The 16,332-nt window shown below is 64.2% G+C and carries 13 protein-coding genes and 1 other RNA gene; 4 read left to right on the forward strand and 10 right to left on the reverse strand.

The window, feature by feature from the left end:
• Positions 1 to 12: 12 nt before the first annotated feature.
• From B5E66_RS02485 to B5E66_RS02530, 10 genes are all read right to left on the reverse strand, one after another.
• A complete protein-coding gene (locus B5E66_RS02485; RefSeq protein WP_087228402.1) occupies positions 13 to 1,332 on the reverse strand; it encodes a thymidine phosphorylase in 1,320 nt (439 codons plus the stop codon).
• Between the two features lie 98 nt (positions 1,333 to 1,430).
• Complete coding sequence (locus B5E66_RS02490; RefSeq protein ID WP_087228471.1) at positions 1,431 to 1,892, reverse strand: GNAT family N-acetyltransferase; 462 nt, start codon at positions 1,890 to 1,892, stop codon at positions 1,431 to 1,433.
• Positions 1,893 to 2,446: 554 nt separating this feature from the next.
• Positions 2,447 to 3,364 (reverse strand): ABC transporter permease, encoded by a 918-nt coding sequence (locus B5E66_RS02495; protein ID WP_087228403.1) that lies wholly within the window; start codon positions 3,362 to 3,364, stop codon positions 2,447 to 2,449.
• A 3-nt stretch (positions 3,365 to 3,367) separates the two neighbouring features.
• The gene (locus tag B5E66_RS02500; protein ID WP_087228472.1) at positions 3,368 to 4,519 is read right to left on the reverse strand and encodes an ABC transporter permease; all 1,152 of its coding nucleotides are present in this window, start codon (positions 4,517 to 4,519) and stop codon (positions 3,368 to 3,370) included.
• Positions 4,520 to 4,527: 8 nt separating this feature from the next.
• Positions 4,528 to 6,039 (reverse strand): ABC transporter ATP-binding protein, encoded by a 1,512-nt coding sequence (locus tag B5E66_RS02505; RefSeq protein WP_087228473.1) that lies wholly within the window; start codon positions 6,037 to 6,039, stop codon positions 4,528 to 4,530.
• Between the two features lie 271 nt (positions 6,040 to 6,310).
• Positions 6,311 to 7,501: a BMP family lipoprotein gene (locus B5E66_RS02510; RefSeq protein ID WP_242958060.1), complete on the reverse strand. Its 1,191-nt coding sequence runs from the start codon at positions 7,499 to 7,501 to the stop codon at positions 6,311 to 6,313.
• Positions 7,502 to 7,736: 235 nt separating this feature from the next.
• Complete coding sequence (locus B5E66_RS02515; protein WP_087228405.1) at positions 7,737 to 8,165, reverse strand: cytidine deaminase; 429 nt, start codon at positions 8,163 to 8,165, stop codon at positions 7,737 to 7,739.
• 12 nt (positions 8,166 to 8,177) lie between these two features.
• A complete protein-coding gene (gene deoD / locus B5E66_RS02520) occupies positions 8,178 to 8,897 on the reverse strand; it encodes a purine-nucleoside phosphorylase (RefSeq protein ID WP_087228406.1) in 720 nt (239 codons plus the stop codon).
• 54 nt (positions 8,898 to 8,951) lie between these two features.
• Positions 8,952 to 10,814, reverse strand: coding sequence for a peptidoglycan DD-metalloendopeptidase family protein (locus B5E66_RS02525; protein ID WP_087228407.1), 1,863 nt, complete (start codon positions 10,812 to 10,814; stop codon positions 8,952 to 8,954).
• 188 nt (positions 10,815 to 11,002) lie between these two features.
• Positions 11,003 to 11,911: an RluA family pseudouridine synthase gene (locus B5E66_RS02530; RefSeq protein WP_087228408.1), complete on the reverse strand. Its 909-nt coding sequence runs from the start codon at positions 11,909 to 11,911 to the stop codon at positions 11,003 to 11,005.
• 103 nt (positions 11,912 to 12,014) lie between these two features.
• Between B5E66_RS02530 and rnpB the strand changes: the two genes are divergently transcribed.
• The 4 genes from rnpB to B5E66_RS02550 all read left to right on the forward strand — a co-directional run bounded on the left by rnpB (position 12,015) and on the right by B5E66_RS02550 (position 16,301).
• Positions 12,015 to 12,356: RNase P RNA component class A (gene rnpB, locus B5E66_RS02535), an RNA gene on the forward strand.
• A gap of 265 nt (positions 12,357 to 12,621) precedes the next feature.
• Positions 12,622 to 14,544, forward strand: coding sequence for an NAD(+) synthase (locus tag B5E66_RS02540; protein WP_087228409.1), 1,923 nt, complete (start codon positions 12,622 to 12,624; stop codon positions 14,542 to 14,544).
• Positions 14,537 to 14,911 carry a NusG domain II-containing protein gene (locus tag B5E66_RS02545; protein ID WP_087228410.1) on the forward strand — a complete coding sequence of 125 codons (375 nt, stop codon included), beginning with the start codon at positions 14,537 to 14,539 and terminating at the stop codon, positions 14,909 to 14,911. Before B5E66_RS02540 ends, B5E66_RS02545 begins: the two co-directional genes overlap by 8 nt.
• 16 nt (positions 14,912 to 14,927) lie before the next feature.
• Positions 14,928 to 16,301, forward strand: a complete 1,374-nt coding sequence (locus tag B5E66_RS02550; protein WP_087228411.1) for an LCP family protein — start codon at positions 14,928 to 14,930, stop codon at positions 16,299 to 16,301.
• Positions 16,302 to 16,332 lie beyond the last annotated feature (31 nt).

Here is a 16,332-nt window from a genome sequence, read left to right on the forward strand (position 1 = left end):
TTTTGTGCCTTTTTACAGTCGCTGCACGCCGTCCTGGGTGACGATGGCGTAGATCAGGGGCAGCTCCGCGGGCTGGTCGGGACCGATGCGCAGCCCGGACCGGTAGCAGGCTTCGGCGGCGGCAAAGCGGCTGGCCTGGCCGCAGAAGGTGGCCAGGCTCTCGCCCCTGCGCACATAGTCCCCGCGCTTTTTGTGCAGGATGATGCCGGCTGCATAGTCGATGGGGTCGCCCTTCTTCTCCCGGCCGGCCCCCAGCAGAACGCTGGCGGTGCCGATCTTTTCGGCGTCGTTCTCCACAATGTAGCCCTCGGCGTCGGCCAGAAGCTCATAGCGGGCGGCGGGCTGGGCGAACAGGCTGTAATCCTCCAGGACCCGCACGTCGCCTCTCTGGGCGGCAAACATCTCCCTGCACTTGGCAAAGGCGCTGCCGTCCTGGATGGCCTGCTGGGCCATGGCGCGGCAGGCGCTGGGACTGCCCTTGCCCGCCAGCACCAGCATATAGCTTGCCAGCTGCAAACATACCTCGGTCAGGTCGGCGGGGCCGCGGCCTTTCAGCACCTCCATGCTCTCGATCACTTCCAGGCTGTTGCCGATGTTGTGGCCCAGGGGGGTGTCCATGTCGGTGATCATGGCGGCCACCTGGCGTCCGTGGTGGGCCCCGATGGACACCATCAGCCGGGCCAGCTGGATGCTCTCCTCCATCGTTTTCATAAAGGCGCCGGTGCCGGTGGTGACGTCCAGCAAAATGGCGTCCGAGCCCGAGGCCAGCTTTTTGGACATGATGCTGGAGGCGATGAGGGGGATGCAGCTGACGGTGGCGGTGACGTCCCGCAGGGCGTACATCTTTTTGTCCGCCACCGCGATGTTTTCACTTTGGCCGATCACCGAAATGCCGATGCGGTTCACCTGTGCGAAAAATTCTTCCTGGCTGAGGGCGGTGCGGGTGCCGGGCACGCTCTCCATCTTATCGATGGTGCCGCCGGTGTGGCCCAGGCCGCGGCCGCTCATCTTGGCGATCTTGACCCCGCAGGCGGCTGCGATGGGCGCGATGACCAGGGTGGTCTTGTCGCCCACCCCGCCGGTGGAATGCTTGTCCACCTTGATGCCCTGGATGGGGGACAGGTCCACCATCTCGCCGCTGTGGGCCATGATGTCGGTCAGGATGGCGGTCTCCTGGTCGGTCATCCCCCGCAGATAGACTGCCATCATCCAGGCGGCCATCTGGTAATCGGGCACCTGGCCCGCTACATAGCCGTTGATGAGGGTCTCCAGCTCGGCGCGGGTGTGGGTGCCGCCGTCCCGCTTTTTGGCGATGAGATCGTAGATACGCATATGGGTTCACTCCTGTCTGTGCGGTAGGTTTGGATGGTTCCAGTATAGTATGACTTTTGCCGAAAGGCAAGGCCCCGGCCCGAAAGTTGGCAGAAACTTCACAAATCTGCGCTTTTTTCCATTGCATAGTTGGCCAGGCGCACCCCCCGGCGCTCCACCTGCTGTGCCCGCAGCACCCGGTAGCCGCGCCTTGCAAAGAAGGGCCGCGCCGTCACGGATGCGTGGGTGGTGACCGGGCCGGCCGCCGCCTGTTCCAGCGCGCCGCAAAGGGCGGTGGCAACGCCCCGGCCCTGGAAGTCCTTATGGACGTACAGCCGGTCCAGGTAGCCGCAGGCGGTGTCGATGTCCCCAAAGCCGGCCAGCTTCCCGTCCAGCTCGGCTACAAGGGTCAGGTGCGCCCGGAAGCTCTCGTCCCAGGCGGCGAGGTCGGGGCCGCAGGCGGGGGCCCAGGCGTCCAGCTGGGCGGGGGAGTAGTGGGCCGCGTTGACAGTGTGGACCGTCTCGTAAAACAGGTGGGCGAGGGCGGGACAGTCCTCGGGCCGGTAGGGCCGAAGGGTCACGGCCAGCGCGTTCAGATAGTTGTCCGCCTCGGCGCGGCTATGGAAAGTGATGATCTTTCGGCGCCCCCGGTAGCGTTCCAGCAGGGCGGTGACGATGGGGAGCTGATCCCGGCCAAAGTCCAGGATGTATTGCAGGAACTCCGCGTTCAGCTCCGTTTCGACCCAGGGCATATCGGGGCGGAGCGAGTTGCGGCGGTTTTCCACCCCTGCCAGGCAGGCTTCCAGCGGATAGTCCAGGAAAAAGACCGTATCGCAGGCTTCCAGCCGGACCTGCAGGGTGCGGCTGTAGTCGCCGTCGATGATCCAGGCCGGCCGGGCCAGCCATTCGGCCAGGGTCCGATCGAATTCCTCCCGGGTGATGTGGGTGCGGTCGGGCCTGTGCCACAGCCGGTCCAGGTAGTACAGGGGCAGGCCGGTAAGGGACTGCAGGCGGCGGGCAAAGGTGCTCTTGCCCGCCCCCGAACAGCCAATGATCAGAATTTTCTGCATGGGTGACCTCCTTGGGAACAAAAACGGCGGCAAGCCGTATGCCTGCCGCCGCCTGTCGGGTACGATCAACGGGAACCCTTGTCGTAGGGGATGCCCTCGGCCTTGGGCGCCATGCTGTTCTTGGACGTGAAAGCCAGAATGATCATGGACGCGATAAAGGGCATCATGTTGTAGATGTTGCTGGACCAGCCCAGGTTCGCCAGGAAGGTGGAGTCCGCGATGTTGGCCAGGCTTTTGAAGACGGCAAAGAACATGGCCGCCCCAAAGATGTGGAAAGGCTTCCACTGACCAAAGATCATGACGGCCAGGGCCAAAAAGCCGGCGCCTGCCACGCCCACCTCAAAGTTCCAGGTCTGGACGGGGGGCACGATATAGGCCATGCCGCCGATGGCGCCCAGCGCGCCCGAGATCAGCACGCCGGCGTAGCGCATCTTGTAGACGTTGATGCCCACCGAGTCGGCCGCCTGGGGATGCTCGCCGCAGGAGCGCAGCCGCAGGCCAAAGCGGGTCTTGTACATAACGATATAGCTGATGATCAGCAGGGCGATGCCCAGCGGCACAAAGACGCTCATTTCCAGCCCGCCGATGGAAAACAGGAAGGGGCGGTTGGAGTAGTTCAGCTTGGCGCTGCCGCTCTCGCTGAAGTATTTGGCAAGCACCACCGCCACCGCTGTGGCCAGCAGGTTGAGGGCGGTGCCGCCGATGGTCTGGTCGGCCTTGAGGTTGATGGAGGCAAAAGCCAGCAGCAGGGAATAGACCATGCCCGCCACGGCCGCGGCCAGGATCGAGATGACCACGATCATCCAGGCCGGGGTGCTGGCCGGCAGCAGGGTCAGGGTCAGGACGCCCGCCACGCCGCCGATGACCATGATGCCCTCCAGGGCGATGTTGATGATGCCCGAGTGCTCGCTGAACATACCGCCCAGGGCCACCAGCATCAGGACGATGCCATAAAGCAGGGTGTATTTGATCAGTAACAGCATAGCTTAGCCCTCCTTTTTGCTCTCGGCCGCGGCCTTTTCGGCGCGCTTGCCGCCGGCCAGCAGCTTGGCGATCCTGCCCCGGAACAGCATCGAGAAGGCGCACAGGTAGATGATGATGCCGCTGATCAGGTCGGCCACCTCAGTGGGGTAGTACCGGGTGGACAGGAACGAGCCGCCCACCGTGATGTGGGAGATGAACAGCGCCGAAAAGATGGTGCCGATGGGGTTGGAGCTGGCCAGCAGGGCCACCGAGATGCCGTTGAAGCCCATGGCCGGCAGGGTGGTGGAGTTCAGGGGGTTCCACTCCGACACGCCGGACAGGTAGTACAGGCCGGCGCCGAAGCCGGCCAGGGCGCCTGCGATGACCATGGACAGGACCAGGTTCTTTTTCTCGTTGATGCCGGCGTAGCGGGCCGCGTTCTTGTTCAGGCCCACCGCTTTCAGCTCGTAGCCAAAGGTGGTCTTGTCCAGGACGACCCAGATCACGATGGCCACCACGATGGCCAGGAAGATGGCGATGGTGGTGCTGTTGGTCTGGAACATATCGTTCAGGCCAAAGTCAGGGATGATGGTGCCTTCGGCGCCTTCCAGGCGGCGCAGGTTCCAGGTGCGGGTGTTGCGGGAATCGTACATGACGCCGGTGCCGTTGCCATAGATGATCTCGTTGACCAGGTACAGGCCGATCCAGTTGAACATGATGGAGGTGATGACCTCATTGATGTTCAGGTAGGCCTTGAACAGGCCGGGGATGGCGCCCCACAGCCCGCCCAGGATGGCGGAAGCCACCAGGCCCACATACCAGGGCAGATGCAGCACGATGGCGCAGTACAGCGCGCCGTAGGCGCCCAGGGTGTACTGCCCGGCGGCGCCGATGTTGAACAGGCCGGTCTTGAAGGCAAAGGCCACCGAAAGGCCGGTCATCACCAGGGGGGCGGCGTTGGCCAGGGTGCGGCCCACGCCGTAGGGGGCGTCATAGAAGCCGCCCTTCAAGATGCGGACGAAGCCGTCGGCCCAGGCGTGCTCGGCGTTGATGGCCAGCAGCACCAGGTAGCCGCACACCAGGCCGATCAGGATGCACAGCAGCGCCGCCAGCACGCTGACAAAGGCTGACCGGCCCTTGCCGCTGTGGGAAAGCATCTTTTTCTTGGAATCCATAAAGCCGATCATTCTCCTTTCCCTTGCTTGCGGGCGCCGGCCATATAGAGGCCCAGCTCCTGAACGGTGGTGGTCTTGGGATCGAATTCGCCCACGACCTCACCCTCGTACATGACCAGGATGCGGTCGGATAGGTTCATCACTTCGTCCAGCTCCAGGCTGACCAGCAGCACGGCCTTGCCGGCATCCCGCTGGGCCACGATCTGGCGGTGGATATACTCGATGGCGCCCACGTCCAGGCCGCGGGTGGGCTGCACAGCCACCAGCAGCTTGGGGTCGCGGTCGATCTCACGGGCGATGATGGCCTTCTGCTGGTTGCCGCCCGACATACTGCGGACGATGGTGGAGCTGCCCTGGCCGCTGCGCACGTCGTACTGCTCGATCAGCCGGTCCGAGTATTCCCGGACCTTGTCCTTGCGGATGAAGCCGTGGCTTTGGAAGTCGGGCTGCCAGTACCGCTGCAGGACCATGTTGTTCTCCAGGGTGTAGTCCAGCACCAGGCCATGCTTGTGGCGGTCCTCCGGGATGTGGCTCATGCCCTCCTTGGAGCGCTCGCGGATGGAGGCGTGGGTGATGTCCTTGCCGCAGAAAGAGATGGAGCCGCTGCTCACCTTTTCCAGGCCGGTCAGGCCATAGACGAACTCGGTCTGGCCGTTGCCTTCGATGCCGGCCAGGCAGACGATCTCGCCCGCCCGCACCTGGAAGGACACGTCCTTGACGGCGTTCTTCTTGTGGGTGGAGCTGGGGATGGTGACGCCCTTCACGTCCAGGATCACCTCGCCGGGTTTGGCGGGGGCCTTCTCGATCTCCAGCTGGACATCGCGGCCCACCATCATGCGGGAGAGCTCTTCCTTGGTGGTGTGGGCGATGTCGGTGACGCCGACGTATTTGCCCTTGCGCAGGACGGTGCAGCGGTCTGCGACGGCCATGATCTCGTTGAGCTTGTGGGTGATGAACAGGATGCTCTTGCCCTCTTTCTTGAAGCCCCGCATGATCTCCATCAGCTCGTCGATCTCCTGGGGGGTCAGCACGGCGGTGGGCTCGTCAAAGATCAGGATCTCGTTGTCGCGGTACAGCATCTTGAGGATCTCCACACGCTGCTGCATACCCACCGAGATATCGCTGACCAGGGCGTCCGGGTCCACCCGCAGGCCGTACTTCTCACTGAGGGCCATGACCTTTTTGCGGGCTTCCGCTTTCTGCAAAAAGCCCAGTTTGTTGGGCTCCACACCCAGGATGATATTGTCCAGCACGGTGAAGCATTCCACCAGCTTGAAGTGCTGATGGACCATGCCGATCCCCAGCGCATTGGCATCGTTGGGGTTGCGGATCTGGACTTCCTTTCCGTTTTTGAGGATCTTGCCCTGCTCCGGCTGGTACAGGCCGAACAGCACGCTCATCAGCGTGCTCTTGCCGGCGCCGTTCTCACCCAGAAGCGCGTGGACCTCACCTCTGCGCAGTTGGAGGGTAATATCATCGTTTGCCTTGATCCCAGGGAATTCCTTGGTAATGTGGAGCATCTCGATCACATAATCCTCGGCCAATCTGCTCACTCTCCTTTCAGACGGTGGTGACGCATTCTTCTAACTCTACCCATTATAACGTATTTTGGTGATACTTTGCAAGGAAAAAAGGTCTAAAAATCCGGCATTTTGCAAAAAAGAAAAGGAATGTGCAGCGAATGCGCCCTGTGTGGGACGCACCATCGAAAAAATGTATTTTTACACAAAAAAGCAGGGTGCCTTTTGGGCACCCTGCCGGACGATATGGGATAATGCAGCAGACCGCAGTTTACTGGACGTAGGTGACAGTGACCAGGTCGCTGGTGGTGGGCTTGACGCTGTCCTCGCTGGAGTTGTCCACGACGATCTCGCCGGAAGCGATCTTCTCCTTGACCGCCTCGTACTCCTCCACGGTGAAGGTGCGGAAGTTCCAGCTGCCCTCAGCGGTGGGCAGGCCGACGTAGTCGCCCTCCTGCAGGCCGAAGTTGCCGTTGGTCGCAGCGATGTTGGCCCACTCGCCGCCGTCGATGTCGCCCAGGGCGGACTCAACGGCCACAGTCAGCTGCTTCATGGCAGAGGTGATGAAGGGGTTGTAGCTGTAAGTGCCGTCGGCCACGCCGTTGGCGCCGATGTAGTTCTGGTCCACGTCCACGCCGATGATGTAGCCGTTGGACTTGATGGCAGCCTCCAGAGCGGAGGTGTAGATGCCGCCGCCGCAGGCAAAGACCACTTCGGTGCCGCTGGTGTACCAGCCCTCCATACGGGAGGTGATGTTGGCGTCGCCGTAGAACTGGCCGCCGTAGAAGTAGTTGACCTCGACCGCATTGCCGGTCTCCTGGGCAGCTGCGTCGATGCCCTGGATGTAGCCGTAGCCGTAGCGGATGACGGCGGGAACAGCCATGCCGCCCAGGAAGCCCAGCTTGGTGAAGCCGTCCTTGGCGATGGCGTAGCCTGCCAGATAGCCTGCCTGCTCCTCCTTGAAGGTGATGCAGTAGCAGTTGGAGGGGATGGCGTCGGTGCCGATGTCGGCCTGGGTCACGTCGATGGCGATGAAGCGGATGTCGGGGTACTGCTCGGCAGCCCAGGCCAGGGAAGCGCCGTACAGGTAGCCCACGCAGACCACGGTGTCAGCGCCGTCGTTGACAGCCTGGCGGATCATGGTCTCGCGGTCCTCATCGGAAGCGTCTGCCTCGGGGATGTAGTACTGGCAGTTGTCGCCCATGTAGTTCTGGACGGCGGTCCAGCAGGCCTGGTTGAAGCTCTCGTCATCGATGGTGCCGGTGTCGCAGCACAGGGCCACATACGAGACGGCAGCGCCCTCGGCAGCCTCGGAAGCGGCGCTGGAAGCGCTGGAGGCAACGGAAGAAGCGGTGCTGGTGGCGGTGCTGCTGGAAGAGCTGCCGCCGCAGGCGGACAGAACAGAAACGGCAGCGGCTGCGCCAGCCACGGCCATGAACTTACGACGGGAAATCATATTCATAAGAATTCTCTCCTTTTTCACAGTTGTCTGCAACCATTCACGGACAGATCGGGGACGCGGACACATAGGTCCGCATTCTCTACCCTTTCAGTATAGCTGCAAATTGTGTACGGCGCAAGCGGGATAACATTACAAATTCTTTACAATATTTCCGTTAAATTGTCAAAAACCGACACAAGGCATCCACCTTGCGCCGGTTTTTTGGGCGGTTTTATCCTGCGCGGGGCAGGCTGTGTCACTCGATGTTGGCGGCGCCGAAGCCCAGCGGCAGCAGCTCGCCCAGGCTCATCTCGATGTAATCCTCGGGCGTTTTGGCCATGATGACGTTGAGGCCGGGCCCGCAGAACTCATACAGGGCCTGGCGGCATACGCCGCAGGGGGCGGTGACCAGCTTGTTCACCTCGCCCATCTTGGCGCCCACCACCGCAATGTCGGTGAAGCGGGTGACCCCCTGGCTGACAGCCGTAAAGAGGGCGGTGCGCTCGGCGCAGCTGGTGGGGGTGAAGGCGGCGTTCTCGATGTTGCAGCCGGTGAACACCTGGCCGTCGATGCTGCGCAGGGCCGCCCCCACCGCAAAGCGGCTGTACGGGGCCACGGCCCGGGTGCGGGCATCCAGGGCGGCGCGGATCAGGGCCTGCTTTTCCGCCTGCGAAAGGTCAGACATGGGGCGTCCTCCTCAGTAGTCGGCGCCCAGGGCAACCTTCATCATGTCGGTAAAGCTCTTCTGGCGCTGTTCGGCGGTGGTGATCTCGGGGGAGACGAAGCTGTCCGAGATGGTCAGCAGGCAGGCGGCGTGCTTGCCCAGCACCTGGGCGTTGGCAAACAGAGCGAAGCTCTCCATCTCCACGCAGACGCAGCCCTGCTCGTCCCGCAGCTTTTCCCAGTAGGTGGGCTTGGCGTCGGAGGGCTGGCGGTAGAACACGTCGGAGGAGTGGATGTTGCCCTCGATCAGGGGGATGCCCAGCTTCTGGGCCGAGGCGCGCAGCTTCTCGTTCAGTTCGCGGCTGGGGAAGGTGATGTGGCCCTCAAAGCCGCTCTGGGTCCTGGCGTAGCTGGACTCGCTGACGGCGCCGGCGGCCAGCACCACGTCGAACAGCTTGGCCTTGTCGGTGTAGCTGCCGGCCGAGCCGATGCGCACGATGTTTTCCACGCCGTAGAACTTGAACAGCTCGTAGGAATAGATGCCGATGGAGGGCATCCCCATGCCGCTGCCCATCACGCTGATGGGCCGGCCCTCATAGGTGCCGGTGAAGCCCAGCATCCCGCGGACGGCGGTCACCTGCCGGACATCCTGCAAAAAGGTGTCTGCGATGAACTGGGCCCGCAGGGGATCCCCGGGCATCAGGACGGTTTTGGCGAAATCGCCCGGCTGGGCGGCAATGTGCGGGGTGGACATGGTAAAAACCTCCTTCTGATGTGGATGCAAAAGGGCAGCGGGCGGCTGCCCGGGTCACCGGTTGAAGTAGTTCTGGGGGGGCAGGTAACGGCCGTTCTGGCGGATCTCGAAGTGGCAGTGGTTGCCGCTGGAGCGTCCGGTGGAGCCCACATAGCCGATCAGCTGACCCTGGCTGACGGCTTGTCCGGCGCTGACGGTCAGGGACAGGCAGTGGGCGTACAGGGTGCTGTAACCGTTGCCGTGGTTGATGATGAGGGAGTTGCCGTAGCCGCTGCCCGCGCCCGCCCGTTCATAGCCGGCCTTGGACACCACGCCGCTGGCCGACGCATAGATGGGGGTGCCGGCGGGGGCGCAGATGTCTACGCCCTTGTGGCTGCTGGAATACCAGCGGGAGCAGTAAGTATACTGGGGCACCGGCCAGATGAAGGTGCCGTTGCCCACCTGGGCCACGCTGCCGCTGGGCAGCCTGGTGCCCACCACGATCTCCCGGTCCACCGGCTCCTTGGTGATCTCGCTGCTCAGGATGGTCTGGTTGAGCAGGTTGCCGTCGGTGTCGTAGAGGTTCTGGGCGGTGATGGTACGCACGCCGTTCTCGCCCTCCTGGACGGTGCGGGTGGTGCCGAAGGCATACTCGCTGGACTGGGTCTGTTTGGTGGAGAAGGGGATCTCCTCGGTCCAGCTGACGGTGCGGGTGATCTGCACCTCCAGCATGGCCTCCTCCCGGGTGACGATCAGCTCGTCCCCGGGGAAGATGGCCGCATCGGGGGTGATGTTGTTCAGCTCGCACAGCTCGGCGGTGGTCAGGTTGTTCTTGGTGGCGATCAGGCTGATGCTGTCGCCGGCCACGACGGTGTACACCCGCTCCGCCTGGCGCACGCCGGACAAAAGGGACACGATATCGGCATAATCCTTGAAACTGTCGGTGAAGTAGAGGCCGTCCTCCAGGGTGACCTCCCGGCTGAAGCTGACCGAAACATTGGGGTCGCCGGGGTCCTCGTAGGGCTCCAGCAGGCCGCTCAGGTAGAGCTGCAGCTGGTCGCCGTCGGCGCATACCGCCGTCAATTCCCCGTCCAGATAGAGGGCGGTGCCCTCGGAGATCTCGTCGCTGACCGCCGACAGGATGGCGTCGGCCATTTCGCTCTCGTTCAGCACGTCGCTGGAGATGGCCAGCCGGTAGGTGGGCTGGATGGACAGCTCGGTCTCCCCGGTGGTGCCCGCATAGCTGACGCGCTGCAGCACATCTTCCCGGGCCGAGTCGAACACGTCCTCGTTGGCCACGCACCCCACCGTCATGCCGTTGACCTCCACGGCCAGGGTATAGGGGTTGCCCATCATGGTCTGGACCACCGCCAGCAGGATGGCCAGCGCGCCCAGGGGCATCAGGTAGACCGCCATCCGGGGCAGCAGCCCCATATAGCGCACCACGCCCCGGCCTAAGTACTGCAGGTCGGCCACGATGCCGGCCCAGAAGCCCCTTTCCCGGCGCACCTGGCCGCCGTGGACCCAGATGTTCCGCACGCCGCGGCAGAATACGTACAGGGGACCGAAGAATTCCCGCAGCACCACCCGCGCCTCGGGGAAGGCGATGTCTGCGATGCTGTGCCATGCCCCCAGAAAGGCGGCTGCCAGCCAGAGGGCTGCCGACCGGACGGCGCGCCCGGCGCGGATCAGGGCGTATTCGCTCGAAAAGCCAAGGGAGTACAGCCAGTCGCCCACCTGTCCGACCAGGGGCAGGGTGCACACAAGGGCGCCCAGGCTGTCCATATGACGGCGGGTACGGCGCTGGAACCGGTGCCGGCGCAGCAGGCTGCTGCACTGGACGTGGGCCCAGGCGGCCCGCATCCGGCCTTTTATTGTCAGGGGAGGCGGGGCGGGGGAAAGCTCGTCCTGCGGCTCCTGGATCTTCTCGTCAATCAAAAGCGTGGTTCTCCTTCCGATAGAGTGTGGGTAGGTCTATCCAAAAAGCAGAGATGCTTGCAGGCATAAAAGAACGGCCCGGCCAGACCAGCGGCTGCCAGGCCCTTTGCATTCTCTTTAAATTATACACTCCCTGGGCCATGAGGCAAGGTTTTGCACAGAATTTGGATGAACCTTTCACCGACTTTTCACGAAAATAACGCAATCATGTCGGCGGGCAGGGGGCTTTCCACCGTCACCGGGACCAGCCGGAGAGGGGTGTCGAACCAGAAGCCGTCCGCGGCGGCCCGGCCTGCGGGGACCTGGAACTGCTGGCGCGCGCAGTGCAGCGCCTGCCGGCCGATCCGGTCCCGGTGCCCGCCGTAGAGGTCGTCCCCGGCCAGGGGGCAGCCGATGGAGGCAAAGTGCACCCGGATCTGGTGGGTGCGCCCGGTGACCGGCACGCAGGCCGCCAGACTGAGGCCGTCCTGCGCCTTTATAATGGTATACTCGGTGCGGCTGGGCTTGCCCTCCGGGGTGACGCACCGGCCGATGATGCTGTCGGGCCGGCGGCCGATGGGGGCGTCGATGACGCCGGGGCCCAAAGGCAGCTCCCTCTCCACCACCGCGTAGTAGAGCTTTTCCACGTGCTGGGCCAGCAGGGGGGCGGCGTAGGGGTGCTGGGCCGCCAGCACCAGGCCGCTGGTGTCCTTGTCGATGCGGTTGACCGGGCGGAAAACGGTGCTGGCGCCGGAAGCCTGCCGCCAGGCCGCGTAGCCGTTGGCCAGGGTGCCCCCGGGATAGTTGAGGGTGGGGTGGACCGCAATGCCCGCCGGCTTGTCCAGCACCAGGGCAAAAAAGTCCTGATAGGCCACCCGGAAGGGGATGCCCTGCTGGGGCAGACAGCCCTCCCCTTCGGGGGGCAGGTCAAAGGAGACCACCTGACCGGGCATGACCCGGCGGTCGGCCAGGATGGGGGCGCCGTCGGCGAAAAAGCCCCCGCCCTGGAACTTGACCGCCCGCATCAGGTCGGTGGAAAGCCGGCAGCTGCGCAAAAAGCTGCGCAGCACGACGCCCTCTGGCCCCGCCTGGGCCGGCACCGGGAAATACAGCCGCACGGCATGGCCCCCTTTCATCGGATCGTAGTAACCAAATAAGTATACCAGAAAAGAGCCGCGCTTGCAAATTGTTTGCGGTTATGGTATCATGGACTGCGGAAAACGAGTGGAACATACGGCGGCGGGGCGGCCTGGTCCGTCCTGAGGAAAGTCCGGGCTTCACAGAGCACGGTAACTGCTAACGGCAGCCGGGGGTGACCCCAGGGAAAGTGCAACAGAAAGGAAACCGCTGCGCCCACGGCGCGGTAAGGATGAAAGGGCGAGGTAAGAGCTCACCAGCGGATGGGTGACCATCCGGCTTTGTAAACCCTACCGGAAGCAACGCCTATATGGGACATACAAACGCTGCTCGCGTGTCCTGAAGGCGGCACGAGCCCGTCAGCAATGGCGGGCCTAGACAGATCGTCGTTTAATACAGAACCCGGCTTACGGTCTATCTCGTTTTCCTCTTTTTGCAAAAACGCCGGCCGCGGCTTTGCCGGCCGGTATCTGTCCCGTCTGTGCGCGTATGCCGCCCGGCCGGGGCTTTTTTGTGTCCCGACCCGGGGGTAAATGTGCGGTTTTTACAAATTGTTTCTTTTCGTTTTGGGCACTCTGTGGTATACTGAAAAAGCTCTGACCGGCTCTGTATGCCCGCCCCATCGACAAAAAACGGGCCGGAGCCCGGGTTTAACCACTTTTTTGCTGAAATTGGACAGGATGTGTCTTGTATGAAGGATGGCTTTCTGAAAGCGGCCGCCCTGTCGCCCGCGCTGCGGGTGGCGGACTGTGCCTATAACGCCGGGCAGATGGTCTCGGCCCTCAACGACTGCGCCGCCCGGGGCGTCAAGCTGGCCGTGTTCCCCGAGCTGGCCCTGACCGGCTACACCTGCGGGGACCTGTTTTTCCAGCAGGCTTTGCAGCAGGCTGCCCTGGACGGCCTTGCGCAGATGCTGGCCGCCAGCGCCCCGCTGGATCTGGTGGGCCTGGTGGGTCTGCCGCTGCAGGTGGACGGCAAGCTGTACAACTGTGCCGCCGTATTCTGCCGGGGACGGCTGCTGGGCGTGGTGCCCAAGACCTTCCTGCCCAACTACGGCGAGTTCTACGAAAAACGGCACTTCACCCCCGGGCCCGGGGGCGCGCGTACCATCCGCCTGTGCGGGCAGGAGACCCTGTTCGGCACCGGGCTGCTGTTCAGCTGCCGGGAGATGCCCTCCTTCGTGCTGGGGGTGGAGCTGTGCGAGGACCTGTGGAGCGCCCTGCCGCCTTCCACCTTCCATGCCCTGGCGGGGGCCACGGTGATCGCCAACCTGTCGGCCAGCGATGAGACGGTGGGCAAGGCGGAGTACCGCCGGGCCCTGGTGGAAAACCAGTCGGCCCGTCTGCTGTGCGGCTATCTGTACGCCTCGGCCGGCCATGGGGAGAGCACCCAGGACATGGTCTTTTCGGGCCACGACCTCATTGCGGAGAACGGCGCTTTGCTGGCCGAGGCCAAACCCTTTGCAGGGGGCAACGCCGAGACCGAGCTGGACTGCGCCCGGATGCAGGCCGAGCGGGCCCGCAACACCAGCTTTGTGCCCCGGGAGGAGGGATACCGGAGGGTGGAGTTCAGCCTGGAACTGACCGTCACTCCGCTGACCCGCCGGGTGGACCCGGCTCCCTTTGTGCCGGGGGACCCCCGCCGCCGCGCCCAGCGGTGCGAGCTGATCCTGCGGATGCAGGCGGACGGCCTGGCCAAGCGCCTGGAGCACACCCACGCCAAAACGGCGGTGATCGGCATTTCGGGCGGGCTGGACAGCTGTCTGGCCCTGCTGGTGACAGCGCGGGCCATGGCCCAGCTGGGCCGCCCCGCTTCGGATGTGCTGGCGGTGACCATGCCCTGCTTCGGCACCACCCGGCGCACCCGCAGCAATGCCGAGATCCTCTGCCAGGAGCTGGGGGTCACCTTCCGGGAAGTGAACATCACCAACACGGTCCGCAGCCATTTTGCGGACATCGGCCACGATGGCCAGACCCCCGACGTCACCTTTGAGAACAGCCAGGCCCGGGTGCGCACCCTGGAGCTGATGGACATTGCCAACCTCCAGGGGGGCTTTGTGGTGGGCACCGGCGACCTGTCCGAGCTGGCGCTGGGCTGGGCCACCTACAACGGGGACCACATGAGCATGTACGGGGTCAATGCCGGTGTGCCCAAGACCCTGGTGCGCCATCTGGTGCGCTACGAGGCCGACACCGCCCCAAGGGACGCTTTGCGCCGGGTGCTGCTGGATATTTTGGATACCCCCGTCTCGCCTGAGCTGCTGCCCGCCAAGGACGGGGAGATCGCCCAGCGCACCGAGGAGCTGGTAGGCCCCTACGAGCTGCACGATTTTTACCTGTACTATGTGCTGCGGTTCGGCTTCGGGCCCCGCAAGATCTTCCGCCTGGCACAGGCCGCTTTTGCGGGCCGGCCCGAATACCCCGACGAGGTGCTGTACCGGTGGCTGCGCAGCTTCTACTGGCGGTTCTTTGCCCAGCAGTTCAAGCGCAGCTGCCTGCCCGACGGCCCCAAGGTGGGCAGCGTCACCCTGTCCCCCCGCGGAGACTGGCGTATGCCCAGCGACGCGGCGGCGGCAGCCTGGCTGGCAGAACTGGAGACCCTGAACGATGCGTGAGAAACGACCTGAAAGCCGCCGGAAATGGCTGGCCAACGTCCTGTTTGCGGCGGTGATCCTGGCGGCGGCGGGGGTGCTGGTGCTGCTGCGCGGCGCCGGCCGGGACGCTGAGGCCCCCCTGAAGGCCCAGCTGATCTACGGCGACCAGAACACCGTGCTGGACCTGCCCCTGGACGTCGACCGGACCTATGATGTGGATACCGGTTACCTGACCGTCCACATCCAGGTGGAGGACGGGGCGGTCCGCTTTGTGGATTCCCCCTGTCCCGACCATGTGTGCGAGAGCTTTGGCTGGCTGCGCATCGAGGACCAGACCGCCACCTGTCTGCCCGCCCGGGCCGTGCTGACCATCGCGCCCGACCAGTAACAGAGGAGATTGTCCTATGGATTTTGACTTTGAACCGGAGGAGCAGGCCCCGGCAGGGCATAAGCCCCAGCGGCCCCGGAAGATCCGGCGCAGCGACGATGCGCCGCCTGCCGGACCGGTGCCGGTGGACGGGGCGGATTTTTTCCGGCCCAGCCATCAGGAACCGCCCCCTCCCCCTGCGCCGCCCCGCCATGAGGAGCCGGGGCGGCCCCAACATCCCATCCAACGAGGCTTGTTTATGCTGATCCTGCTTGTGCAGGCGGCTCTGAGCGCAGCGGCTGTCATCCAGCTGTACCGCACCCGGATGCTGCCCAACTATTACCTGGCCATCCTGGGGGCGCTGCTGGCCCTGGTGTGGCTGTTGTTCTTCAAATGCCAGCGGTATAAGGTGCGGGGCGCCTTGACCCGGCTGCTGTCCCTTGCGCTCAGCGCCGCCATGGCGGTGGGCTGCGTCTGGGCCCAGCAGGGCCTGGACGCCCTGGACAAGGTGACGATGGGGGACGAGGAGACCGACTACGAGGCCCAGGCCATCACCACCCAGCCCTTTGTGGTCTACCTCAGCGGGGTGGACAACCGGGGCGAGCTGACCGAGGATGCCCGCAGCGATGTGAACATCCTGGCGGTGGTCAACCCGGTGACCAAACGGGTGGCCCTGGTCAACACCCCCCGGGACTACTACGTGGACCTGGCCGGCACCGACAGCAAGGACAAGCTGACCCATGCCGGCCTGTATGGGGTGGAGACTTCCATGCAGACGCTGGGTGACCTCTACGGCATCCAGGTGGACGAGTATGTCCGGATCAACTTTGCGGGCTTCATCGACATCGTGGACGCTTTGGGCGGCATCGACGTCTACTCCGATACGGCCTTCACCTCGGTGGGCAGCCCCGGCTACTATGACCCCACCGACTTTGTGGAAGGGTGGAACCACCTGGACGGCGCGGCCGCCCTGGCCTTTGCCCGGGAACGGCACGCCTTTGCCACCGGCGATATCCAGCGGGGCATCAACCAGATGAAGGTGATCGACGCCATGCTGGAGAAGATCAAGAGCCCCGCCCTGCTGACCAATTACAGCCGGCTGCTGGAGGCGGTGTCCGACAACTTTGTCACCAGCCTGTCCTCGGGACAGATCGCGGCGCTGGTGCGGATGCAGCTGTCGGACTTCGCCGCCTGGGACATCGAGAACTGCAGCGTCACCGGCACCAGTTCTTCCAGTACCCACTGCTATTCGGCCCAGGGCCAGAAACTGTATGTCATGATGCCCGACGAGGCGTCGGTGGCCGCGGCCCAGGCGGTGATCCAGTCGGTGCTCAGCGGGGAGCCGGCCCCCGCCCCGGAGGACGCCGGCGCCTCCAGCGCCGGGAGCGGGTCCTCCCAGCCGGCCGCCTGACTTCTGAAAACCATGCGGATACCCAGGGCAG

This window comes from Faecalibacterium sp. An121, assembly GCF_002160915.1.
GTDB classification, from domain to species: domain Bacteria; phylum Bacillota; class Clostridia; order Oscillospirales; family Ruminococcaceae; genus Faecalibacterium; species Faecalibacterium avium.